Annotated in this window: 25 protein-coding genes; 9 read left to right on the top strand and 16 right to left on the bottom strand. The window is 35.1% G+C overall.

The genetic code is table 11. The annotated features are described in order from the left end of the window. The first annotated feature begins 8 nt into the window (after nucleotides 1–8). The 3 genes from AC0NBN_RS05635 (at nucleotide 9) to AC0NBN_RS05625 (ending at nucleotide 1,670) form a co-directional block, all read left to right on the top strand. Complete coding sequence (locus AC0NBN_RS05635; RefSeq protein WP_160813836.1) at nucleotides 9–509, top strand: hypothetical protein; 501 nt, start codon at nucleotides 9–11, stop codon at nucleotides 507–509. Nucleotides 510–617: 108 nt separating this feature from the next. Beyond that, nucleotides 618–1,133, top strand: coding sequence for a hypothetical protein (locus AC0NBN_RS05630; protein ID WP_143884183.1), 516 nt, complete (start codon nucleotides 618–620; stop codon nucleotides 1,131–1,133). A 171-nt stretch (nucleotides 1,134–1,304) separates the two neighbouring features. Continuing rightward, nucleotides 1,305–1,670 (top strand): DUF1304 domain-containing protein, encoded by a 366-nt coding sequence (locus AC0NBN_RS05625; protein WP_160813837.1) that lies wholly within the window; start codon nucleotides 1,305–1,307, stop codon nucleotides 1,668–1,670. Between the two features lie 52 nt (nucleotides 1,671–1,722). Here the strand turns inward: AC0NBN_RS05625 and AC0NBN_RS05620 are convergent, their stop codons facing one another. Continuing rightward, nucleotides 1,723–2,184 (bottom strand): thioredoxin fold domain-containing protein, encoded by a 462-nt coding sequence (locus AC0NBN_RS05620; RefSeq protein ID WP_160813838.1) that lies wholly within the window; start codon nucleotides 2,182–2,184, stop codon nucleotides 1,723–1,725. A 118-nt stretch (nucleotides 2,185–2,302) separates the two neighbouring features. Beyond that, nucleotides 2,303–4,375, bottom strand: coding sequence for a TonB-dependent receptor domain-containing protein (locus AC0NBN_RS05615; protein WP_160813839.1), 2,073 nt, complete (start codon nucleotides 4,373–4,375; stop codon nucleotides 2,303–2,305). A 166-nt stretch (nucleotides 4,376–4,541) separates the two neighbouring features. Here AC0NBN_RS05615 and AC0NBN_RS05610 point away from each other — a divergent pair, with 166 nt between their 5' ends. Next, the gene (locus AC0NBN_RS05610; protein WP_160813840.1) at nucleotides 4,542–5,729 is read left to right on the top strand and encodes a homogentisate 1,2-dioxygenase; all 1,188 of its coding nucleotides are present in this window, start codon (nucleotides 4,542–4,544) and stop codon (nucleotides 5,727–5,729) included. Nucleotides 5,730–5,967: 238 nt separating this feature from the next. Here AC0NBN_RS05610 and AC0NBN_RS05605 read toward each other — a convergent pair whose 3' ends face one another. After that, nucleotides 5,968–6,336: a VOC family protein gene (locus AC0NBN_RS05605; RefSeq protein ID WP_160813841.1), complete on the bottom strand. Its 369-nt coding sequence runs from the start codon at nucleotides 6,334–6,336 to the stop codon at nucleotides 5,968–5,970. Nucleotides 6,337–6,512: 176 nt separating this feature from the next. Continuing rightward, a complete protein-coding gene (locus AC0NBN_RS05600) occupies nucleotides 6,513–7,139 on the bottom strand; it encodes an NAD(P)H-dependent oxidoreductase (RefSeq protein ID WP_160813842.1) in 627 nt (208 codons plus the stop codon). 121 nt (nucleotides 7,140–7,260) lie between these two features. Here AC0NBN_RS05600 and AC0NBN_RS05595 point away from each other — a divergent pair, with 121 nt between their 5' ends. Further along, the gene (locus AC0NBN_RS05595) at nucleotides 7,261–7,641 is read left to right on the top strand and encodes a winged helix-turn-helix transcriptional regulator (RefSeq protein ID WP_160813843.1); all 381 of its coding nucleotides are present in this window, start codon (nucleotides 7,261–7,263) and stop codon (nucleotides 7,639–7,641) included. Nucleotides 7,642–7,924: 283 nt separating this feature from the next. Beyond that, entirely contained in the window at nucleotides 7,925–8,365 is a 441-nt protein-coding gene (locus AC0NBN_RS05590) for a hypothetical protein (protein WP_312346253.1), read from the top strand. A gap of 144 nt (nucleotides 8,366–8,509) precedes the next feature. On the opposite strand, the gene AC0NBN_RS05585 is transcribed toward AC0NBN_RS05590, so the two are convergent. From AC0NBN_RS05585 to tsaE, 3 genes are read right to left on the bottom strand one after another with little or no spacing between them, the layout of a single operon-like run. Continuing rightward, nucleotides 8,510–8,881, bottom strand: coding sequence for a hypothetical protein (locus AC0NBN_RS05585; RefSeq protein WP_143884175.1), 372 nt, complete (start codon nucleotides 8,879–8,881; stop codon nucleotides 8,510–8,512). Then, entirely contained in the window at nucleotides 8,881–10,074 is a 1,194-nt protein-coding gene (locus AC0NBN_RS05580; protein WP_160813844.1) for an alanine dehydrogenase, read from the bottom strand. Before AC0NBN_RS05580 ends, AC0NBN_RS05585 begins: the two co-directional genes overlap by 1 nt. 47 nt (nucleotides 10,075–10,121) lie before the next feature. After that, complete coding sequence (tsaE, locus tag AC0NBN_RS05575) at nucleotides 10,122–10,529, bottom strand: tRNA (adenosine(37)-N6)-threonylcarbamoyltransferase complex ATPase subunit type 1 TsaE (protein ID WP_143884173.1); 408 nt, start codon at nucleotides 10,527–10,529, stop codon at nucleotides 10,122–10,124. Nucleotides 10,530–10,607: 78 nt separating this feature from the next. Here tsaE and dnaG point away from each other — a divergent pair, with 78 nt between their 5' ends. Both dnaG and clpP read left to right on the top strand, forming a co-directional pair. Beyond that, nucleotides 10,608–12,581, top strand: a complete 1,974-nt coding sequence (gene dnaG, locus AC0NBN_RS05570; protein WP_160813845.1) for a DNA primase — start codon at nucleotides 10,608–10,610, stop codon at nucleotides 12,579–12,581. A gap of 55 nt (nucleotides 12,582–12,636) precedes the next feature. After that, nucleotides 12,637–13,320 (top strand): ATP-dependent Clp endopeptidase proteolytic subunit ClpP, encoded by a 684-nt coding sequence (gene clpP / locus AC0NBN_RS05565; RefSeq protein WP_160813846.1) that lies wholly within the window; start codon nucleotides 12,637–12,639, stop codon nucleotides 13,318–13,320. 73 nt (nucleotides 13,321–13,393) lie between these two features. On the opposite strand, the gene msrB is transcribed toward clpP, so the two are convergent. From msrB to AC0NBN_RS05530, 7 genes are all read right to left on the bottom strand, one after another. Then, nucleotides 13,394–14,488, bottom strand: a complete 1,095-nt coding sequence (gene msrB, locus AC0NBN_RS05560; protein WP_474467456.1) for a peptide-methionine (R)-S-oxide reductase MsrB — start codon at nucleotides 14,486–14,488, stop codon at nucleotides 13,394–13,396. 23 nt (nucleotides 14,489–14,511) lie between these two features. Next, the gene (locus tag AC0NBN_RS05555) at nucleotides 14,512–14,949 is read right to left on the bottom strand and encodes a DUF417 family protein (protein ID WP_160813847.1); all 438 of its coding nucleotides are present in this window, start codon (nucleotides 14,947–14,949) and stop codon (nucleotides 14,512–14,514) included. Between the two features lie 78 nt (nucleotides 14,950–15,027). Next, nucleotides 15,028–15,294 (bottom strand): hypothetical protein, encoded by a 267-nt coding sequence (locus AC0NBN_RS05550; protein ID WP_160813848.1) that lies wholly within the window; start codon nucleotides 15,292–15,294, stop codon nucleotides 15,028–15,030. An 11-nt stretch (nucleotides 15,295–15,305) separates the two neighbouring features. After that, nucleotides 15,306–15,860 carry a sigma-70 family RNA polymerase sigma factor gene (locus AC0NBN_RS05545; RefSeq protein ID WP_160813849.1) on the bottom strand — a complete coding sequence of 185 codons (555 nt, stop codon included), beginning with the start codon at nucleotides 15,858–15,860 and terminating at the stop codon, nucleotides 15,306–15,308. Nucleotides 15,861–16,037: 177 nt separating this feature from the next. After that, on the bottom strand, nucleotides 16,038–17,486 hold the full coding sequence (gene asnS, locus AC0NBN_RS05540) for an asparagine--tRNA ligase (RefSeq protein WP_160813850.1): 1,449 nt from the start codon (nucleotides 17,484–17,486) through the stop codon (nucleotides 16,038–16,040). A gap of 137 nt (nucleotides 17,487–17,623) precedes the next feature. Continuing rightward, on the bottom strand, nucleotides 17,624–18,223 hold the full coding sequence (locus AC0NBN_RS05535; protein WP_160813851.1) for a CDP-alcohol phosphatidyltransferase family protein: 600 nt from the start codon (nucleotides 18,221–18,223) through the stop codon (nucleotides 17,624–17,626). A 27-nt stretch (nucleotides 18,224–18,250) separates the two neighbouring features. Beyond that, complete coding sequence (locus tag AC0NBN_RS05530; RefSeq protein WP_474467447.1) at nucleotides 18,251–18,733, bottom strand: hypothetical protein; 483 nt, start codon at nucleotides 18,731–18,733, stop codon at nucleotides 18,251–18,253. A 191-nt stretch (nucleotides 18,734–18,924) separates the two neighbouring features. Here AC0NBN_RS05530 and AC0NBN_RS05525 point away from each other — a divergent pair, with 191 nt between their 5' ends. Next, entirely contained in the window at nucleotides 18,925–19,869 is a 945-nt protein-coding gene (locus AC0NBN_RS05525; protein WP_160813853.1) for an XRE family transcriptional regulator, read from the top strand. A gap of 9 nt (nucleotides 19,870–19,878) precedes the next feature. Here AC0NBN_RS05525 and rimM read toward each other — a convergent pair whose 3' ends face one another. Beyond that, complete coding sequence (gene rimM / locus AC0NBN_RS05520) at nucleotides 19,879–20,421, bottom strand: ribosome maturation factor RimM (RefSeq protein WP_160813854.1); 543 nt, start codon at nucleotides 20,419–20,421, stop codon at nucleotides 19,879–19,881. A 101-nt stretch (nucleotides 20,422–20,522) separates the two neighbouring features. Then, nucleotides 20,523–21,083, bottom strand: coding sequence for a 30S ribosomal protein S16 (locus tag AC0NBN_RS05515; protein WP_160813855.1), 561 nt, complete (start codon nucleotides 21,081–21,083; stop codon nucleotides 20,523–20,525). Between the last annotated feature and the right edge of the window lie 272 nt (nucleotides 21,084–21,355).

Below are 21,355 nucleotides of genomic sequence, written 5' to 3'. Positions count from 1 at the left end.
ATATCAATATGAAAAAGTCAGTTCTCTTAATTATTCCTCTACTGATGGCTTCATGCAGCAAACAAAGTTCAGAAGCTCAACAAAAACAAGATTCACTCACTTCTGTGGTCAATACAGATTTAAAAATGAAAGATTCTGTTTCTAAACCAATTGTTGAAGATTCTTTACAAACAAAACAGGTAAAAAATGCAGGCGAAACAGTAAAAATTCTTAATGCCGAAAAACTTCCGTGTACCATTGATCAGAAATTTGATGCTAAAATTCAGAAGCTGGTGATCAGGATTCCCAATTATAGCAAACCTGAAATTCATGGAAGCGTTTCCCCGCAAAAGAATAATATGAATGTTCGCTTCAATCAGATCAAATTACCTGACGGTACTTATGACGGTCCCTTTGGAAAAGAAATTTCTTACCAGATTAAAAATAAAGGTGAAGTCTGGCTGATCATTGGCAAAAATCTGATGGCTGAAGGAGCAGTTGAAGGAGATTTTTCGGTAACGGTAGAGTAATTGGTATAATTTCTGTAACTAGAATTTTAATCAAAAATAGGGATAGGTCTTTGCGATATAAATCGTCATAAACAATTCCACGCAATTTAAATCATTAAAAATCTACTTATGAAAAAGGTATTTTCAATAGCCATTGTATCGTCGGTTTTTTTGACGAGCTGTGGTGCAGTACAGTCTATTGTTCAGAATACATTTCCGTATACAACCAATGTTCTTATATCAACGGGAGTTCCTGCCAATAAAGAAGTTTCGTCTACCTCTACGGCTTCCAATGTGCAGACTTGGGTAGGAGGCAATAATAATGCTCAGATTAAAGATGTAAGAATTTCTGATGCAAAAATTTCGGTAGTTTCTCCTACAGGAGGAAATTTAAGCGCATTAAAATCAGTAAAAGTATACATTTCTTCTACCGGAACAAGTGAAAGACTGGTTGCTTCAAGAAATGATATTTCTACCAATTCATCCAGTTTAAACTTAGATCTTAACAGCGAAACAGGATTTTTAGACAGCATTGTAAAGAGTTCCGGACTTTCTGTAAGAACGGTTTATGAATTGAAGAATCAGACTTCTTCAGACATGAATATCAAAGTAACACTCAATTTCAGCAGTGTTCCTGTAAGATAATTTTAAATCAGTTAAATTTTATATTAGGGAATAGCTTTTCAGTTTTTGAAAAGCTATTTTTACTTCTGTTCTGTAGGAATAGGTTCATATTTAAACTGAATAATAAGTTCTAAATTTTTTGAAACGGATTTATTTTATTTCTTTAGCTTTACAGTTCAAAAACACTCAACAATGGAAATCGTCGCCCAAATTCTGATTGCAGTTGTAGCTGCAGAACATCTTTATATTCTCTGGATGGAAATGTTTGCATGGGAAACTAAAGGAAAGGAAGTTTTTAAAAAAGCGTTACCGGCAGAATTGTTTAAACCAACAAAAGGTTTAGCAGCAAATCAGGGTTTGTATAACGGTTTTTTGGCTGCCGGATTGATCTGGTCATTTTTTATTGAAGATCCGAAATGGCAAACCAACATTGCATTATTTTTCTTGGCATGTGTTGCGGTAGCCGGAATTTATGGTGCTGTTTCTGCGACAAAAAAGATATTCTTTGTTCAGGCGCTGCCCGCAATTGTAGCAATTATTGCTGTGCTTTTAAAATAAATTAGTTGAATATTGTTCAGAATCATTATTCAAATGGATCAAAATTTATGAATTAAGGTAACAGAATCTTTTTCAGTTTTTCTGCCATATTTTTAGGGGTAAGCAATCCTTCATGGTAATCAATAAGTTTCTGATTTTTATCTAATATAATCCACAAAGGGTAAACAGGCTGATTTTTGTTTTTAGCTAAAGCCATGGCAAGCTCGTGAATTCCTGAATTTCCATTGGGTAAATATGTAAATTCTTTTCCTTGAAAACTGATTGTTTCTTTTGTTTTTTCTGCTTCAAAATTGATGAAGTAAAAGTGATCATTAATAAACTGAGTTAATTCTTTATCCTTATTGAGTTTGAATGATTCAATTTTGCAAACCGAGCACCAGTCGGTATAAATGTGAATAATTACAGGTTTGGGATTATTCTTTTGAAGAGTCTCTACCTCCGAAAAAGAATGTTTTTTTAGCTGTGAAAAATAAAATCCTGAAATGGTTATCATTATAATGAGTGATAATTTCATGTTGACTGATATTTAATTTCATACCTTATTTAAAGCAATATTTTTAACTTTAATAAAACTCAATTACTTTAGTTATTGAAGTTTCTTTGCTGCAAAATTGAATCTTTACATTAAAAACTTATTTCAAATTATATTTGACGCCTAAAAAACCTCTGATTCTCTGCATCGGCGCAAATCCGTAAGTTGTATCAAATGTATATCGGTTCGGGTTGTTTATTGGATCGTTTATCTGATTGTCAAATGGATCAAACGGTCTGATAATAGGGTCTTTTGGGGTGAAATTGAATAAGTTTTTAATTCCGCAATACACTTCAAACCCAGATCTGAAACTTTTTGAAACCTGAATATTTGCTAAAGAATACCACGGAGAATATTCCGGTCTGTAATCATTTTCTAAAATCGGCAGTCTCATAGGACCATACAATTGTCCCGTAAAATCTACAGTCAGATTATTTTTAAATTTATACGTTAAGCTGTAAGTTCCGCTCCATTTTGGTGCATGAAGCTGCTGCGATTTTTGCCTTTCATCATCAAATTTTTGGTAAACATCAAGATACGTTATTCCCAGATTAATGCTCAAAGGAAAGTTCAGGGCAAAATCTGCATTTAGAGAAACGCCTTTCGAAATACCGTAGCCATTGAGATTGTCATAGATAATCTTTTCAGGATCTGAGTCAAAATCACCCACAATTTTATTGCTGAAATAGGTATAAAAAGCCGATGCATCAAGATTGATCAGCTGATTTCCGGCAGGAATTTTCCACATGTAATTCAAATTTCCGTTTACTGATCGTTCCGGCTGAAGATCAGACTGAATTATTACCTGTCTGGAACCCGTCAAAGCAGCATGGTCTTCGGTAAACAGGTTAACTACCCGGAAACCCGTTCCGAAATTAAATCTCAATGTATGAAAAGGATTGGGTGAAAGTTTCCAGGCAAACCTTGGTGAATGTACACTCTGATGTATTTTGTCATAATCAAATCTATACCCGAGAAGCAACGTATTTTTTTCATTGATTTCCCACTGATCCTGAATGAAAGCGCCAAAAATTGGTGAATTCATCGGTTCATTATTTAGTCCGTCCGAAGATAAAGTTCCGGGTGTATTGTCATCATAAAAAGTTTTTTTGTAGGTCAGTCCCACAATAAAATCATGATTTTGTATTTTTTTATCCCAATAAGTCTGAATGAAAGCTGTTTTTTGTGTAGCGAGATAGGAGTTGTTCCCATAAAATGAATTCTGATCATGAAAATTATATGAAAACTGCGTCATAATATTTTCTTTAAAGGGAAGCTGGTAAATACCAAAAGCTTCAAAACGATTTGTGTAAATGCTTTCTCCATAGATTTGGTCACTGCCGCGGTAAGATTTGTTCCACTGCATTTCTCCTCCAAAACGGTCTTCATATAAGTATCTCAGCGCAAAGCTTGCCTGTCGGTTTTCTTTTCTTCTAAAATTCCATTTGTTAAAAACCGAAATTCTGTTTTGCAAAGCTCCGTCTGTAAAGTTGTCATTGTTTTCGTCAAATCTTTTGGTGAAATTAAAATAATTCAGACTTAGTAATGAAGCTGTATTTTTACCCAAATTAAATTTAGTAGACAGATCAAGATTATTTTCTGCCCAGCTTGTAGTCATTATATCAATGCTTAATTTGGGTGCTGTCAAAGCATTTTTAGTGATGATATTGATGACTCCGCCCATTGCTTCGGAGCCGTAAATAGATGAAGCCGGACCTTTCACAACTTCAACTCTGTCTATTAAACTGTTTGGAATTCCGCTTAAACCATAAACGGTGGAAAGTGAGCTTACAATGGGCATTCCGTCAATTAATATCATCGTGTAAGGTCCTTCGAGTCCATTGATGTGGATGTCTCCAGTACTACAGACCGAACAATTCAGCTGTGGCTGCACACCATTTACCATTGAGATGGCTTCGAAAATATTAGGAGTCGGATTTTTCTGAAAGAATTTTTGGGAATAAATTTCTACCGCAACAGGACTTTTTGATTTACTGACAGGTTTTATTGTTCCCGTAATGACAACATCATCAATGTCTTTAGTATGTAGCTCTTTCTTTTTAGGAATTGCAGCCGAATCTGTTTTTTTTAATTGTTGAGCAGCTAAGCTATCTGTTTCCTGAGAGAAACAAAATAAAGACAAAAACATAAATGGAAATAATATTTGCCTCATAAAATTAAAATTGTTAGACAAAGCTAACAATTATTTTTAGAATATAAAAACTAAATATTGTCAAAATTAATTTTACAGAAATTGATGCTTAAAAAATGTGATTTAAATTGTTTTCATTCATTTCATTTAAAAATGTTAAATTTGAGAATCACATATAGCAAGTAAAATGAGATACCATCAGTCGGGAAATATCCCTCAAAAAAGACATACCATTTTCAAATCACCAGAAGACAAATTCTATTACGAACAGCTTTTCGGAACGGAAGGTTTTCACGGAATTTCTTCCCTTTTATACCATATTCACCGTCCCACCCAGATCAAATCAATTGGGGAAGCAAAAGATGTTGCTCCGAAAATTGCAATTGAGAAGAATGTAACTCCAAGGATGTTTAAGGGAATGAATGTAACTCCTGAAGACGACTTTTTGGACAGCCGTAAATTTCTGATGGTCAACAACGACCTGAAGATGGGACTGTCAAAACCGGGAAAGTCAATGGATTATTTCTATAAAAACGCAGAATGCGATGAGCTTTTGTTTGTACATCAAGGAGCAGGAATTCTGAAAACTTTTGTCGGAAATCTGGAATTTTCTGTAGGTGATTACCTGATTATCCCGAGAGGAACGATTTATCAGGTTGAGCTGAATTCTGATGATACAGTATTGTTTGTTCTGGAAAGTCATTCTCCGATTTATACCCCGAAAAGGTACAGAAACGAGTTTGGTCAGCTGCTGGAACATTCGCCTTTTTGCGAAAGAGACATTATTGCACCTACATTTGTTGAACCAAAAGATGAAAAAGGTGAATTTTTGATTAAGGTTAAAAAAGAAAATCAGATTACAGATTTCATCTATGCAACACATCCGTTTGATGTCGTAGGCTGGGATGGATACTTTTATCCGTATAAATTCAATATTAAAAATTTTGAACCGATAACAGGAAGAATTCATCAGCCGCCTCCGGTTCATCAGAATTTTGAAGGACACAATTATGTAGTTTGTTCGTTCTGTGCAAGAATGTACGATTATCATCCGCAGGCAATTCCTGCGCCTTATAATCACTCAAATATTGATTCTGATGAGGTTTTGTTTTATACCGAGGGTGATTTTATGAGCCGGAATCATATTGATCTGATGGATTTTACGCTTCATCCTGGAGGAATTGTTCACGGACCGCATCCGGGAGCAATGGAAAGAAGTATCGGAAAGAAATTTACCGAAGAATATGCCGTAATGGTAGATCCTTTCAAACCATTAAAAATTACTGAGGAAGCATTGAAAGTTGAAGATCCATCTTATAAAACCTCTTGGCTGGAAAGCGAAGACCACGGTTTAAAAGATCGTTTGCAAGAGTAGCTTTTAGCTTAATTTAATAAAAACATCAGTAAATTATTGCTGATGTTTTTTATTGGGGCTAAACTTCGTGCTATAAATGTATTTTAACTGCCACAAAACCTTTGGTGCTATTGTTTTGTCTGTCGATATTGTTGTTGATGTTTAGTAATGTCTTTATGGATATAGCACAAAGCTGATAAAAGTATCAATGAACAACACTTCTATCAGCTATATTACAAAGATGAGTGAGAATTCTGTTTTATCCTATTGAATGGAATCCAACTTTGTTTCCTTCTGTATCAATAAAAAGCGCAATAAAACCTCTGTTTTCACCAATATTAGTTTTCGGAAGAATAATTGTGCCACCAGCACTTTCTACTCTGCTTAACGGAATCGAAAGGTCGTTTCCCCCATCTAAGTATACGGTTGTGCCAGTCATTGAAGGAACGAAGTTCTCACCGATAGCAATTGCTCCGCCAAATCCGCCTTTCTGTGGATCAGACGGTAAATATGCATATTGCATATTAGGGTCTTCATGAATTTGAGCATCTAACACTGTAGCATAAAATGTTTTTGCTCTAGCGAAATCTATTGCAGGGATTTCAAACCAATTTAGAGTATTGACCATTTTTATAAATTTTATTTGTTTTTATTTTTTTAGTTTGTTAAGAATTAGTAAAGTTTACTTATAGTTTAACTGTTCTGCATTGTCTATGTGTTTCGGCGGAGTCTTTTAAAAGTTTGCACGAAAATGATGGGGTTTCTAGGAAGAAAATGCCTTTTAGGATTTAATTCGCTGACAAATCACTCAAATACAGGTAACACCAACTGATCAATCTGGGTCTTGGCATTGCGTATTTTCTCTTCAGGATTAAACAAAAGTCCGGAAGCATCAATAATTTGGACGTGTTGAATACCCAATGTCTGCCATAAATACTTTGCATACGGAGTTGCGAAATCCTTTTCGCTGCCTATGCCAGTACCGCCGCTGGTAAACAGGATGTAAACGCTGCGGGCTCGGAGTAGACCTTGCGAAACACCGTCTACGTATTCAAAGGTCGTATTGAGACGGCTGACATGGTCGATGTATGATTTAAAAGTAGAAGGAACAGTCCAGTTGTAGAGTGGCATGCCAAGCACCACTACGTCTGCGGTAATAAGTTCGGCAACCATCTCGTTAGAAATCTGCATAGCCTCCTGCATGACTGAAGTTGGGTTTTGCATGGAATACAGACTTCCATCAACAAAAGCCTCATTTGGGAGTGGTAAGCCTGCCGCTAAATCTCGGGTCGTAACGTTGGCCTCAGGATATTCCCGCAACAAGCGAGTGACTAAGTGGTCGGTCAGATGTCGGGACACTGAATCGGCATAACGCGAGCTGCTGTCTAAGCGCAGAATTTCAAGAGGGCGGATGTGAGAGTTGTTAGTCATGATAAAAAGAATTGAAATGAAGTAATTGATTTTCTATTTTGTTTAGTTTTATTTATTTTTGTATTGCAAATATGCATAGTTAAGTTAAATAAAAAAAGTAGGACATATAAAACGTGTAAGTATGAAAAACAGTACTATTGCTGAAAACAAGGAAGATAAGTCAGAAAAAAAAATCATTTTTGATGAAAAGTCTTGTCCCGTAACAGCAACAATGAAAGTTTTGGGTGGAAAATGGAAAGCAATATTAATTAATGCTATTTATCATACCTCTCCTGCAAGATTTGGAGAATTGAGGCGAAGTGTAAAAGGAATAACCCAATCAATGCTCACTTCTCAACTGAGAGAGTTAGAAGATGATGGAATTATTAACCGAAAAATCTATGCAGAAATTCCTCCAAGAGTAGAATACACTTTGACTGAATTTGGACTTACCTTATCACCTATCATGCAATCAATGGCTGATTGGGGCTATGAATATAGAATGAAAAAGCAAAAGGAATAGTGTACTAAATTTCTACTCTTTAAGTTGGTCGCATAGTTTGTCATCATCTTTTTGAATTCAGCAAAATTTTGTTTCAATTCTTTTTAGAAAAATGCTTTGAAGTCCTTACTATGAATTTTCGGTTAAGTTAAACAAATATAAATTTGATATATATTGGCATTTGAAATGATTTTTTTATGGACAAAATTCTCCGAGAATAGTGAGTTGACAAATCAAATGATAGCTACAGTAAGGAAAAATTAGAATTAAAATACTAAGATGAGTAAAGATGTAGTTTTAAAAAATGAGTAATTTTGTGATACTACATTATTACTCACTGCCCATTGCTATGGAAGAAGTTATCACAAAACCAATTATTGCGAGAGAACTGCTGGAATCTCTCCAGACAAAAATAGAGGAGGAGAAACAGGTCATTGTACACTGTTGCTTTCCCGCATCTCCCTTTTGGGGAAATCTTATCAGAATTTGGAATACCACTTATCTTATTGATGAGACTTCCGGACACAGAAGCAAGCTTATTCATGCAGAAAATATCAGCATTTATCCCAGCTGGACTCCCGTTCCTTTTATGAGAGACTTCTGGTTTACATTGGTTTTTTCAGGCTTACCTAAGGATTGTAAAAGTTTTGATTTCAAGGAAGTTATTCCCGAAGAAGGTGGCTTTTTTGTTAAGTCGATTAAAAGAAATACATCAGATATTTACCGAATTAAGATCTCGGAATAAATTTTATTTTAAACTGATCAGAACAGGGTTGTATAACTTCAATCCTGTAAAAGAAAATTTAAACTTACTGTTTGTCATTTTAAAACCACACTTAATTCCCAATATTTAGCATAGAGATTAACCATGTTAATGATTTAATTCAAGTTATTTCAGTTTTTTAAGGGAAAGTAAAACCGCCTTTTCTTCACATTTTTCAAATGTAATTTCAAAAGAAGGTTTTTTTTCAGGATAAGACAGAAGATAATCCGGACATGGCTTCTTTTGGGCATTACTGCGGTCAAAATCAATTTTTCCGTTCGTGATGATGCTGTCTTTCAAAAACTTTTCATCTATTTTCAAAGCATTCATTTCAGATTTAAACTGATCAGAATATTCAAAGTCTTTAGAAAGTGTTTCGGCAATAACACGGCTGTTAGGAAGATATCCGCTGCAGCTTACACCTTTTTTATTAAGTACGAAAAAAACAATAATCAGCCCCGGAACAAGACCAATCATAAAGAATTTTAGCTTTTTCATTAGAAAATTAAAAGATTGATGTCATGATAAGTAAGTCCAAAGCGGTCGCAGATTACTTTTTTAGTATGTCTGCCTTTGTACATATAAAGACTTTGCTTCATTTCATTTTTTCGTAAAAGCATATTTTCAAAACCTCCTTCTTCGTCATAATTCAGGATATATGATAAAAAGAAATTTGAAATCGCTTTGGTTGTAGTTCTTGGCATTTTAGAAGTAAGATTCGGAAGTCCGCAGTGGATAACACCGTGCTTGATGATGTAAGGATCTTCCATCGTAGTAAGTTCGGAAGTTTCTATCGCTTTACCGTTGTCAATAACAATATCAATAATTACGCTGCCTTTTTTCATCTTCATCACCATTTCTTCTGTGACGATAGGCTGCATGTTGAGTCTTGGTAAAGCTCCGATTACTACATCAGCTCTTCGGATGCTTTTGCTGAGTTCTTTAGGATCAATAATAGAAGTCGGAACCCGGCTGTCTACCAAAGTATGTAATCTTCTGAGTTTGGAAAGTGAATTATCAAAAACTTTTACGCTGGCTCCCAATCCGATGGCTGCTTTGGTTGCAAATTCGCCGACAATGCCGGCTCCCAGAATCACAACTTCGGTTGGTCTTACACCGGTGATTCCGCCAAGCATCAATCCGTTGGATAAAGCTAATAGTTCTGATGCATAAAGAATAGAAACGCTTCCTGCAATTTCTCCGATTAATCTTACCAAAGCAAGCTGTTTGTATTCATCCGCAATAAATTCAAAAGCAATAGCATTGATTTTTTTCTCGGCAAGCTTCATGAAATAATCTTTGTCACGGAGATTGATCTGAAGTGCAGAAACAAGATACGAACTGGGTTTCAGATATTCTATTTCCTCTTCAGTAGGAGGATTTACTTTAAGAACAAGGTCCTGTGAAAATGCTTCTTTGGGATCCTGAGTAATTTTGGCACCTGACTCTGAGTATTGTAAATCTGTAAAAAATGAGCCTTGTCCTGCGCCTGATTCTACAATGATTTCGTGGCCATGTTCTATAAGAACCTGCACTGCATCGGGAGTTATACATGTTCTCCTTTCGTTGAGACACGTTTCTTTTGGAATTCCGATACTGAATTGTTTGCCCTTTTTGATTACTTCCAGCTTTTCCTCTTTCGGCATCAGTTCTTCTTCTGAAAAAGGCGTAAAAATATTTGTAGTACTCATTTTTATTCAATTATGACTTACCATTTTGTTCAGCAAAGATATAATTTTTAATCGAATGTGATTTCTCTGCTTTCGCCGGTATTCTGTATGCTCATTGAGTGAAACTTCAGACCGTAAAGTTCATCCTCGTATACTTCGGGCCATTCTATGATGCACAAAAAAGAATTATCCAGATATTCTTCAATTCCAATGTCATAAACTTCATCAATATTTTTGAGACGGTATAAATCAAAATGAAAAATCTTTCCTTTCGGAGAACTGTATTCATTGACGATAGAGTAGGTAGGTGAGCTTACTTCATCTGTACTCCCCAGATTTTTAAGTAAAAACTGGGTAAAAGTTGTTTTTCCGGCTCCTAAATTCCCCTTTAACAAAAGAATATTATGCTGCAGCTCAGGTAAAATTGCATCTGTGACCTTTTGCCAGTCGTTGATGTTTTTTATGCTGAAATTCATTGATTTTATTTGTTGCAAAATTATAACAAAACTGTCATATTTGTTACTTTAATTCCTATTTTCACTACTTTTGCGGTTATGATCTCCAAGCAGACGATAGATAAAATATTTTCCACAATCAGGGTAGAAGAGATTGTTGGTGAATATGTGCAGCTGAAAAGAGCAGGATCCAACTTTAAAGGGCTGAGTCCGTTTCATGATGAAAAATCACCCAGTTTTATCGTTTCTCCCAGCAAACAGATCTGGAAAGATTTCTCAACAGGAAAAGGAGGAACGGCGATTTCATTTCTAATGGAAATCGAAAATTTTACTTATCCGGAAGCGCTTCGCCATGCAGCTAAAAAATACGGAATTGAAATTGAAGAAGACAAACGGGAATTTTCTGAAGAAGCCAAAATAGCGCAGTCGGAAAGAGATTTACTCTACAAAATTCATGAAGTTGCCAACGAGTTTTTCCAGAATATTCTTTGGGAAAATGAAGAAGGAAGATCAATTGGTTTGTCTTATTTCAGAGAACGGGAACTGAAAGACGACATCATCAAAAAATTCCAGCTCGGATATTCTCCCGAAAAAAAGAATGCTTTTACCGAATTTGCACTCGAAAAAGGATATGCCAAAGAGGTTCTGGAGAAATCCGGACTTTCTATTTTTCCTGAAAATTCTCCCGGCGGTATCGACCGTTTTAGGGAAAGAGTGATTTTTCCGATTCACAGTTTTTCTGGGAGAGTTTTAGGCTTTGGAGCCAGAATTTTAAAAAGCAATGTAAAAACTGCCAAATATCTCAACTCGCCCGAAACAGAAATTTATCACAAATCTAATGTTCTGTATGGTTTAAACCAAAGTAAACAGGCGATTTCCAGAAAAGATGTCTGCCTTTTGGTGGAAGGATATATGGATGTGATTTCTCTGCATCTTTCAGGAATTGAAAATGTAGTGGCGAGTTCAGGAACTTCTCTCACGACGGAACAGATTAAGCTGATCAAAAGACTGACAGAAAATGTCACCATCCTTTTTGATGGGGACAATGCAGGAATTAAAGCGAGTTTCAGAAGTATTGATATGCTTTTGGCAGAGGGAATGAATATTCGTGTTTTGCTTTTTCCTGAAGGCGATGATCCGGATTCTTTTGCCCGAAAACATCCGCAGGATTATGTGGAAAAATTTATCGAAAACGAAGCTACAGATTTTATAGATTTTAAAGCTGAAATTCTTCTGAAAGATGCTGGAAATGATCCGATCAAAAAAGCGGAAGCAATAAGAAATATCGTAAAATCTGTTTCTTTTGTACAGAATGCTTTAAAGAAAGAAATTTATTTAAAAGAAGTTTCCAGCAAGTTTGGTCTGTCTGAGCAGAGTCTATTCAACGAGCTGGATGTGCAGCGGCAAGTTACCGAGAATCAAAACCAAAGAGTTCAGCAGAAAGAGCAAAAACCTGCCAAGCTTGAAATTGTTCCCAAGCCTGAGCTGGAAGTTGATTCTGTTCAGTTTAATATTTTTCATCAGGAAAATAAACTTATTAATCTGATGATGATGTTTGGGGATGTTGTCCTGCAACGCACCAATGAAGAAAAACAAGAGTACGAGATTACGGTGATTGAAGAAATTCTCCATCATTTTGAAGAGGAAAACTATGAATTTCAAATAGAAATCAACCAAAAAATTATTGAGTCCATCAAAGAAGGAATTGAAAATGAAGAACTGCGTTCAGGTAATTTTTTCCTTAAAATGATGGATGAAAATATTACTCATAAGGTTGCAGATGCTCTTATGATTCCAAATGAGCTGAGTGACTGGACAACCCGGAATATTTTTCCGCCAAATATCGGTGATTTTATTTCTACTGAAGTAGAAGCTGATATTCTGATTCATAAATATTACTATATTCATTTTATAATTAAAAAAATGACACAGGAATTGGAACAGTACCGTGATACAGATCAGCAGAAATATTTTGAGAACATTAAAAAAATCATGATGCTTACAGAATTTTCTAAACATATTATTGATAAGTTAGGATGGTCGCCTGTGACAAAAAGTCCTATAAAATTTTAGGAATAAAAATTGTAATTTAGGTATCAGTAAATTTTAAGAAATTATACCAATAGATATGGACATTAAAAAAGAATTCAGAGATTTCTCAGTAAAACATTTGGGAAACAACGGTTTGGTAACCGATCAATATATGGGAGCATTCAATCCTACCAATCTTACACCTTACATTATGGAGGAAAGAAGAATGAACGTAGCGCAGATGGACGTTTTTTCCAGATTGATGATGGACAGAATTATTTTCCTTGGAACAGGAATAGATGATCAGGTTGCGAATATTGTAACAGCGCAGTTATTATTCCTGGAAAGTTCTGATCCTAATAAAGATATTCAGATTTACATCAATTCTCCGGGCGGAAGTGTTTACGCCGGTTTGGGAATTTATGATACCATGCAGATCATTAAGCCTGATGTTGCAACCATCTGTACCGGAATGGCAGCTTCTATGGGAGCGGTTCTTTTGGTTGCCGGTGAGAAAGGAAAACGTTCTGCTTTGAAGCATTCCAGAGTGATGATTCACCAGCCAAGCGGCGGTGCACAAGGTGTAGCTTCGGATATGGAAATTAATCTGAGAGAAATGCTTAAGCTAAAAAAAGAATTGTACGATATTATTTCTGAACATTCCGGACAGACGTACGAATGGGTAGAGAAAGCATCTGACAGAGATTATTGGATGACTTCTTCCGAGGCGAAAGAGTTTGGAATGGTAGATGAGGTTTTACACAGATCAAAAGAGAAATAATTTTTCCGCGAACAAAATAAAATTCGGCGCGCCTCGCAGAGGCGCGCCGAATTTTTTAAATATCTTAGCTCTATTATTTTTTGTCTAAAAGCGAAATATACTCTCCGTATCCTTTCTGTTCCATTTCTGCTTTCGGAATAAATTTCAGCGACGCTGAATTGATGCAGTAGCGAAGTCCGCCTTTATCTGCAGGACCATCGTTAAATACATGTCCCAAATGTGCATCTCCTGTTTTGCTTCTTACTTCAACTCTGGTCATTCCGTGAGAACGGTCTAATTTTTCATCAATCAGCTTTTTGGTAATAGGCTTAGAAAAACTTGGCCATCCACAGCCTGATTCAAATTTATCGGTTGAGATAAACAAAGGCTCTCCGGTGGTAATATCTACATAAATTCCTTCTCTTGTTTCGTCCCAATACTCATTTTGAAATGGTTTTTCAGTTCCGTTTTCCTGCGTTACATTATATTGTTCGGCAGTCAATTTTTCTTTCAAAACTTTCTTATCTTGCTTTTGGTATTTTACCTCTTTTTTAGGCAGTGGGTTTGCATTTCTTGCCATTTCAAAAAGACCCGGCTCAATATGGCAGTATCCTCCCGGATTTTTGTCAAGATAATCCTGATGATAATCTTCTGCTTTATAGAAATTTTTCAAAGGAATAGTTTCCACCACTACAGGTTTGCTGTAGTTTTTGGCTAGTTTTTCCACTTCAGTTTTCACAATCGCTTCAGTCTCTTTGTCTGTTGAGTAAATTCCTGTCCGGTACTGGTTTCCTCTGTCATTTCCCTGTTTGTCTATACTTGTAGGATCAATAGTTTTAAAATACAGATCAATTAAAAGTTTAAGATCTACCTGCTCAGGATCATAAAGTACCTTTACCGTTTCGGCAAAACCCGTAGTGTGGCTTACGACTTCTTCATAAGTAGGATTTTTAGTATTTCCGTTGGCATATCCTACTTCAGTTTTTACCACTCCTCGAACTTGTTGAAAAAAATGCTCGGTTCCCCAAAAACATCCTCCTGCAAAATAGATTTCTTTTAAGTTTTTACTGTTCATAATGGTGTTATTTTCTTTTTTATTTTCTGTGGATTTTGGTTTTGCATCTCCACAACCTCCTGCAAACACAGCTATTCCGAAGCTTAATCCGAATAACATTAATATACTTTTCATTTTTCTCTTATTATTTAAATTCATTATTTATCATTTAAAATCATTAATCCAAATCCCAAGAGCATCAAATCTTTCAGAATGAAAAAATCTGTAACAGGAAATCCGTCAACAACTTTCCATATTCCGGGAGTTGTGAAGAGATAGCTTAGTGTTACGGTGAACACTGCAATCATTCCGATTCCTGCAAACCTTTTCAGCACTGCAAATTTCGCACTAAACATTAATACAATTGCAATGATAATTTCTATCGTTCCGATAGCATTTGATACCGATTGAACATTTATATAATCATAAACGAAAAAAGTAAGGAAATGGTTTTCCAATAAGGGTTTTATTGCGTTGGCTTCTGTAGGAGTGAATTTAAAAAGCCCTATCCACAGCAAGATTAAAGAAGCTCCTAATAAGGAAATAGTGTAGCCTGTTTGGTACGTTTTGTTTTTAACTGATGTTGTTCCGCTCATTTTTTTTAGTTTTTAAATGAATACTTTTATTTTTAAAAGTATAGTCGGAACAAGAATAAAATCCTGACAGTTTTTTTTCTATATTTTCAGTTTTTTCATCGTTTTTTCTTTAAAATTCTGAATGTCAACTGAATCAGTTGAGTTTTCAGACTGAATTTTTCTTTTTAAAATATCATCCAGGATTTTTAATTTTTCCTGATAAGATCTGCACCATCTGCATATTTTCAGATGAATATTGAGCTGTTTTTGTTCTTTGGAAGAGATGGTTTTTGCAATACTTTTTTCCATAAGCAGGGTAGCGGTGCTGCATGGTAGAAAGAGTTTATGAATTAGTTTTTTTAGCATTTTCAGTTCATTTATGTAGACAAAAACCAATTGAGTTCCAAACACTCTCTTAGCTGTAGCCTGCTTCTTTGTAGAATCTTCCAAAGATTAGTCGCAGAAAGTTTTAATTCCTGACAGACTTCTTCTCCTTTTTTTTCTTGAAGATAATACAATTTTACGGGAATTTTCCATCTTTCCGGTAAATTTTCTATACAACTATCAAATATTTGATTAAAATCAGAATCATTTAGCAGCTCGTTTTCTTTATCTGAAATATTCCAATCTGCCAATACATCGTCATTTCTCCAGGAGCCTGTTTCATCGAAATAATGATCAAAACTGATATGAGGTTCAGATTTGTATTTTTTTCGATAAAAATCAGAAACTTTTCTTTGCAGAATTGCCATAAGCCACGTTAAAGGCTTGCTTTTGCCTTCAAAAGATTCATAAGAATGAAAGGCAGCAACAAAAACTTCCTGTACAATGTCTTCTGCCTCTGTTTTGTCTGAAAGTAGAAAAACGGCACGTTTCAGTAAAGGAGCCGAATACTGATCAATCCAGTTTCTGAAGGTTTCGTTTTTGGTCATTCTTTCGATAGGTCAAGTGCTGAATAATCCGATCATTAAATATTTGGTAAAAATTTAATTATAATTATCCAGCAAAGTTTGAATTTATTTAACAATAAAAAGTAAAATTAATTTAATTTCAATAATCAGCAAATAAAAATGTCTCTGGAATTTCAGAGACATTGTATATTTTTAAAATTAAAATTCAGCGTTTTTTGGTGTTCTTGGGAACGGAATTACGTCTCTGATGTTCGTCATTCCCGTTACGAAAAGAACTAGTCTTTCTAATCCTAATCCAAATCCGGCATGCGGTACAGAACCGAATTTTCTGGTATCTAAATACCACCACAATTCATGCTCATCAACGTGCATTTCTGCCATTTTTGTTTTTAGAACATCTAATCTTGCTTCTCTTTCGGAACCACCGATGATTTCACCAATTCCCGGGAAAAGTACATCCATTGCAGCAACCGTTTTATTGTCGTCGTTCAGTTTCATGTAGAATGCTTTGATTTCTTTCGGATAATCAAATAATACTACCGGGCTTTCAAAATGTTTCTCAACCAGATATCTTTCATGCTCAGACTGAAGGTCGGTTCCCCAATTTTCAACCGGAAACTGGAATTTTCCTTTTTTATTCTCCTTTGAGTTCATTAAGATCTCAATAGCTTCTGTGTAAGAAACTCTTTTGAATCTTTTAGAAACTACATTTTCAAGCTTTTCAATCAGACCTTCTTTTGCTCTCTCTTTTTCAGGTTTAGATTTTTGTTCTTCTGCGAAACGCTTGTCTAGGAAATCCAGGTCATCTTTGCAGTGATCCAGAACATATTGAATTACATATTTTAAGAAATCTTCTGCAAGATCAATGTTATCTTCCAGATTATTGAAAGCCACTTCAGGCTCAATCATCCAGAACTCTGCTAAGTGACGTGTTGTGTTTGAATTTTCTGCACGGAATGTCGGTCCGAAAGTATAAATTCTTCCCAATCCCATTGCTGCTGTTTCTCCTTCAAGCTGTCCGGAAACCGTCAAATTGGTTTTTCTTCCGAAAAAGTCCTGAGAAAAATCAATATCTCCCTGCTCATCTCTCGGAATATTATTTAGATCAAAGTTGGTCACTCCAAACATTTCTCCGGCTCCTTCCGCATCGGCTCCTGTAATAACTGGTGTGTTGATGTAGAAAAACTGGTTTTGGTTGAAGAAAGAATGAACGGCAAAACTCACCGCATGACGTACTCTGAAAACAGCTCCGAATAAATTGGTTCTGAATCTTAAATGCGCCTGCTCTCTCAAAGTTTCCAATGAGTGTTTTTTAGGCTGAAGAATTGTTTTATCTCTTTCTTCGGTAAAATTATCTCCTAAAATGGTAATTTTTTTCGCCAGAATCTCTACGGTTTGTCCCGCTCCCTGGCTCTCAACAACTTCACCAACAATTTTGAGAGAAGCTGCTGTACTGATTTTAGAAATTATTTCTTCATCGAAATTTTCAAAATCAACAACAATTTGCAAATTATTAATTGTAGAACCATCATTTAGCGCAATAAAGCGATTAGAACGGAAAGCTCTTACCCAGCCGTAAACCGTAATGTCATGATGTAATACTTTTTTGTAATCCTGCAGGATTTCCTTAATTGTCTGCTTTTTCATTTGTTGATGATAAAATTTTTTGTCTAAAAATTAATGTGCGCAAAGTTACAAAAAAACAGCGCAATTTGAGGATTAGGCTGTTTTAATTCAATTTATTTATCCATTATTTGATGAAAAAACTATGCTCTCAATATGAATCAGTTGAAGAAGATAGACTTCTTTCTCTCTTTTCCTTTCCTGATTTTCCATGCATGATAAGAGCTGGGAACATCATATTGCCATTTTGGAAGAATTAAAATAATCAGAATAACATCAAGGTGAGAGATAAATCCCAGAATTATTGTTAAGGTGAAAGTCCAGCCGGCTTTTTGCATCCCTATTAAATATGTTATTGCTAAAAGTAAACTCAATCCCCATAACTTTGAAAGCCATGCGTGAGTGCAGGTTTCCTTTCCGAATTTTATCCAGCTTATGATATAACAAAGTGCTTCCATAAAGAAAATTAAAGCAATTCCTTTCCATTCGTTTTTTATTATTTCCGGATTAAGGAAATAGGCTGCAAAACCTAATGATAGCCAGAAAAACAAATCTACCTGACTGTCGAGTCTTCTTAATTTTTCGGATGAAACACCAATTTTTCGGGCTATAATTCCATCAAAGATATCAGTTAATAAGCCGAAGTACATTAAAGCTAAAATTAAAAATTGGGAATCTTCACTCTGGAAATAAGCTAATAAGAGTATAACAGGGGCTAAAATGAAACGTGTGGCAATGAGAATATAAGGTATATTTTTCATGTTTTATATTTTATTTAAAAAATAACATTATTGGATTCTTTTATATTTTTCTACATAATTGATGCTATATCCCGATCCCATAATTAAGAGAAAGGCTCCGTCGTTATTATAATAATCCTGTATAAATAAATCGTTCTTACCGGTAAGTCCTATTCGTGATTTAAATCCCAGACAACCGCCCAGCAAATAAGGGATTCCGTGACATTTTACAGTATGATTCTTTAATACCAATACTCCTTTCTTAAGTTTTGCGTCATATTTAAATGAATATTTGAGTGAGTCATTTTTTAAGATCCTGAATTGTACTTCATAGCTTTTATCCTTTAAATTTGAAACAGCTTTTACAGATACTTTATCAGATTCTGAAATATTGGGATTTTTTATATTAAGCATTTCCGCAACAGTTCGCAGTCTGTCAGATTTCTGGTTTCCTGCATTAATGTGCTCATATCCTTTAAACTCAAACTCTCCATTAATCAATGAAACATTTTCTTTTTTAAGTGTTGTCATATCATCTTTAATCAATTTGCGATCAAAAGAAACACAGGAATTAAAAAACAGTGCAAGAAGTAGAATTAAAAAAAAGTTTTTCATAGTTCAGAATTTTAAAATTTTATAAGTCAAAATTATTGGCAGAAAGCACAAAAATGAATGCGATAAAAAATTAAAATAAATGCCTAAATTTGTGAAAATCACAAATTGTGTTTCAGGAGCTTTTACTTAAAGAAATTAGAAGAAAAATAGGCGGCAAATCTCTTAATGATGAAATTGCGAATATTCTTAATATCAGTTATGATGCGGCACACAGAAGAACATCTTTGAAGGCTAAGTTCAGTCTTGAAGAAGCTTTGGAACTTGCAAGATATTTCCAGATTTCTCTGGATCAGTTTCAAAATTCTTATCATCATATTTTGGTTAAAAGAACAACAGCTGTAAAACGAACAGAAGATCTAAAGTCTTTTTTTCAGAATAATCTGAATGTTTTTGAAAGTCTTCCTCTTTCCGAAGAGATGACGATTTATTATTCTGCTAAAGACATTCCGTTTTTTTATACACTTTCAGATTCCATGCTTTCCCGTTTTAAAATTTATGTATGGATGAATCTGCTGAATGCGAAGCAGGTTTTTATTCCTTTTCTGGAATTTTCGCCACCTGATTTTGAATTGGACACACAGGAGTTAAAGAAAAAATATGAAGAACAGAATATTGTTGAATTATGGAATGATATGACGGTGTCTAGTATTTTACAACAGATTATATTCTATGCGGAAACGGGACATCTGAAAACGAACGAAGCACAAGTTATCCTTTTTGAGCTGAAAGAACTTATAAGATATATCGAAGACAAAATAGAAAACAATCCAAAATTCCAGTTGTACGAAAATGAGCTGATGCATCTGTCCAATGACATTTTTTTTCATCATCCGCAACGGTCACTTTTTGCAATTCCAACAAATATGTTTGGTTATCTCTTAATTAATGACGAGAAAACCTGTAAGGAAACTCATAATTATTTTGAACACCAGATCAAAAATTCAAAATCGCTGAATACCTCCGGCAACCGCGACCGTAAAATATTCTTTAATAAAATGTATCGTCAGATTGAGGCTTTAGAACAAAAATTATTAACTGGAATGTGGTTTTAGATTACTGAATTATTCGTCCTTTTTAGAAGGAGCCAAAAAAACATCAATAAGACCTTCCGGAAGCTGCATTTTGATGAATCTTTCTTCTCTGTTCACTTCAAGAATCCAGTCCTTAATGATCGGGATTACCAATTCCTTTCCATCCAGATTAGTTACAAAATAGTTTTGAGCAGTCTGATCGTTTACAGATCTTATCACGCCACAATTGTTTCCGGCATCATCCAAAATTTCAAAGCCAATAATTTCATGATAATAAAATTGCTTTCCGGTAAGTTTTGGAAGGGTAGATAAGGGTAGGTAGACATTTTTTCCTAAAGACTGGTCTACCAATGCTTCAGTGGAGTTTTTAAAAGCAATATTCAACGCATCATTTTTGCTCCAGGAAGATTTAGCAATAAAAAAAGGAACCAGCAACCCATTGATTTCTATAAAAATAGAATCAAGTTTATTATAAATTTCTGGTTGATCTGTATCAAGTTTTAGGATTACATTTCCGGCAAGACCATGTCTTCTGGTTATTTTTCCTAGTAAATAGCAGTCTTCTTTTTTCATATTGCAAATATAAGAGAAACGATCAAATTTTTTGTGAATCTGAAAGTTTAAAATAAAAAAGGCACGAAATAATCGTGCCTTTTTTGTATTTCTTAAAAAGATTAAGCCTGAGTTTCTTCAGTTCCTTCTGCTTCAGCAGCCGGAGCTTCACCTTCAGCAGTCTCTTCAGCTGGAGCATTAGCAGCTTCTTCAGCAGCTTTTGCATCTGCTTCTGCCTGTGCAGCAGCAGCAATTCTAGCTTCATTTACTTTTTGCTCAGCTTCTAAAGCCGATTTTTTCGCATCAGCTTTAGAAGCTGCCAAACCATCAACTTTACCTTGTACTTTTGCATCTTTCGCATCAAGCCAAGCATTGAATCTTTTCTCTGCTTCAGCTTCATCAAAAGCACCTTTAGCAACACCACCTTGTAAGTGTTTCTTGTAAAGAGCACCTTTGTAAGAAAGAATAGCTCTTGCCGTATCAGTTGGCTGAGCTCCGTTGTTTAACCACTTTACAGCAGCATCAACGTTCAAGTCAATAGTAGCAGGGTTAGTAACTGGGTTGTAAGTTCCTATTTTTTCGATGAATCTACCATCTCTTCTTGCTCTGGAATCTGCAACCACGATGTGAAAGAAAGGCTTACCTTTTTTACCGTGTCTTTGTAATCTGATTTTTACTGACATAATGTTTGATTGTTATGGGAACTCGTCCCGGTTAAATATTTAAGTTTGCAAAGATATATAAAAAAAACAATTCTGAGAAATTTGCCTGAAATTTTAAGTTTCAACTTTTATCCTTATCTCTCTTCCGTTTTGGGCTGTATCTTTTTGAGCGGCGTTTTTTGGTGGTGTTTCAGAAAAAGGAAGCTGTTTCACTTGGGTCTATTTGGTGAGATGTCAGGAGTTAGGGGTTAGGAATTAGGAGTTAGTTAGAGTTATAAATAACGTGAGTTCGA

This window comes from Chryseobacterium sp. L12, from assembly GCF_056133985.1.
This window is presented reverse-complemented; position numbering and strand designations above follow the sequence as displayed.

What these genes read in the sequence shown, in the direction of transcription:
- AC0NBN_RS05635 (WP_160813836.1), top strand. Translation starts at nt 9, where the DNA reads ATGAAAAAGTCAGTTCTCTTAATTATTCCTCTACTGATGGCTTCATGC.
- AC0NBN_RS05630 (WP_143884183.1), top strand. Translation starts at nt 618, where the DNA reads ATGAAAAAGGTATTTTCAATAGCCATTGTATCGTCGGTTTTTTTGACG.
- AC0NBN_RS05625 (WP_160813837.1), top strand. Translation starts at nt 1,305, where the DNA reads ATGGAAATCGTCGCCCAAATTCTGATTGCAGTTGTAGCTGCAGAACAT.
- AC0NBN_RS05620 (WP_160813838.1), bottom strand. Translation starts at nt 2,184, where the DNA reads ATGAAATTATCACTCATTATAATGATAACCATTTCAGGATTTTATTTT.
- AC0NBN_RS05615 (WP_160813839.1), bottom strand. Translation starts at nt 4,375, where the DNA reads ATGAGGCAAATATTATTTCCATTTATGTTTTTGTCTTTATTTTGTTTC.
- AC0NBN_RS05610 (WP_160813840.1), top strand. Translation starts at nt 4,542, where the DNA reads ATGAGATACCATCAGTCGGGAAATATCCCTCAAAAAAGACATACCATT.
- AC0NBN_RS05605 (WP_160813841.1), bottom strand. Translation starts at nt 6,336, where the DNA reads ATGGTCAATACTCTAAATTGGTTTGAAATCCCTGCAATAGATTTCGCT.
- AC0NBN_RS05600 (WP_160813842.1), bottom strand. Translation starts at nt 7,139, where the DNA reads ATGACTAACAACTCTCACATCCGCCCTCTTGAAATTCTGCGCTTAGAC.
- AC0NBN_RS05595 (WP_160813843.1), top strand. Translation starts at nt 7,261, where the DNA reads ATGAAAAACAGTACTATTGCTGAAAACAAGGAAGATAAGTCAGAAAAA.
- AC0NBN_RS05590 (WP_312346253.1), top strand. Translation starts at nt 7,925, where the DNA reads ATGAGTAATTTTGTGATACTACATTATTACTCACTGCCCATTGCTATG.
- AC0NBN_RS05585 (WP_143884175.1), bottom strand. Translation starts at nt 8,881, where the DNA reads ATGAAAAAGCTAAAATTCTTTATGATTGGTCTTGTTCCGGGGCTGATT.
- AC0NBN_RS05580 (WP_160813844.1), bottom strand. Translation starts at nt 10,074, where the DNA reads ATGAGTACTACAAATATTTTTACGCCTTTTTCAGAAGAAGAACTGATG.
- tsaE (WP_143884173.1), bottom strand. Translation starts at nt 10,529, where the DNA reads ATGAATTTCAGCATAAAAAACATCAACGACTGGCAAAAGGTCACAGAT.
- dnaG (WP_160813845.1), top strand. Translation starts at nt 10,608, where the DNA reads ATGATCTCCAAGCAGACGATAGATAAAATATTTTCCACAATCAGGGTA.
- clpP (WP_160813846.1), top strand. Translation starts at nt 12,637, where the DNA reads ATGGACATTAAAAAAGAATTCAGAGATTTCTCAGTAAAACATTTGGGA.
- msrB (WP_474467456.1), bottom strand. Translation starts at nt 14,488, where the DNA reads ATGAAAAGTATATTAATGTTATTCGGATTAAGCTTCGGAATAGCTGTG.
- AC0NBN_RS05555 (WP_160813847.1), bottom strand. Translation starts at nt 14,949, where the DNA reads ATGAGCGGAACAACATCAGTTAAAAACAAAACGTACCAAACAGGCTAC.
- AC0NBN_RS05550 (WP_160813848.1), bottom strand. Translation starts at nt 15,294, where the DNA reads ATGCTAAAAAAACTAATTCATAAACTCTTTCTACCATGCAGCACCGCT.
- AC0NBN_RS05545 (WP_160813849.1), bottom strand. Translation starts at nt 15,860, where the DNA reads ATGACCAAAAACGAAACCTTCAGAAACTGGATTGATCAGTATTCGGCT.
- asnS (WP_160813850.1), bottom strand. Translation starts at nt 17,486, where the DNA reads ATGAAAAAGCAGACAATTAAGGAAATCCTGCAGGATTACAAAAAAGTA.
- AC0NBN_RS05535 (WP_160813851.1), bottom strand. Translation starts at nt 18,223, where the DNA reads ATGAAAAATATACCTTATATTCTCATTGCCACACGTTTCATTTTAGCC.
- AC0NBN_RS05530 (WP_474467447.1), bottom strand. Translation starts at nt 18,733, where the DNA reads ATGACAACACTTAAAAAAGAAAATGTTTCATTGATTAATGGAGAGTTT.
- rimM (WP_160813854.1), bottom strand. Translation starts at nt 20,421, where the DNA reads ATGAAAAAAGAAGACTGCTATTTACTAGGAAAAATAACCAGAAGACAT.
- AC0NBN_RS05515 (WP_160813855.1), bottom strand. Translation starts at nt 21,083, where the DNA reads ATGTCAGTAAAAATCAGATTACAAAGACACGGTAAAAAAGGTAAGCCT.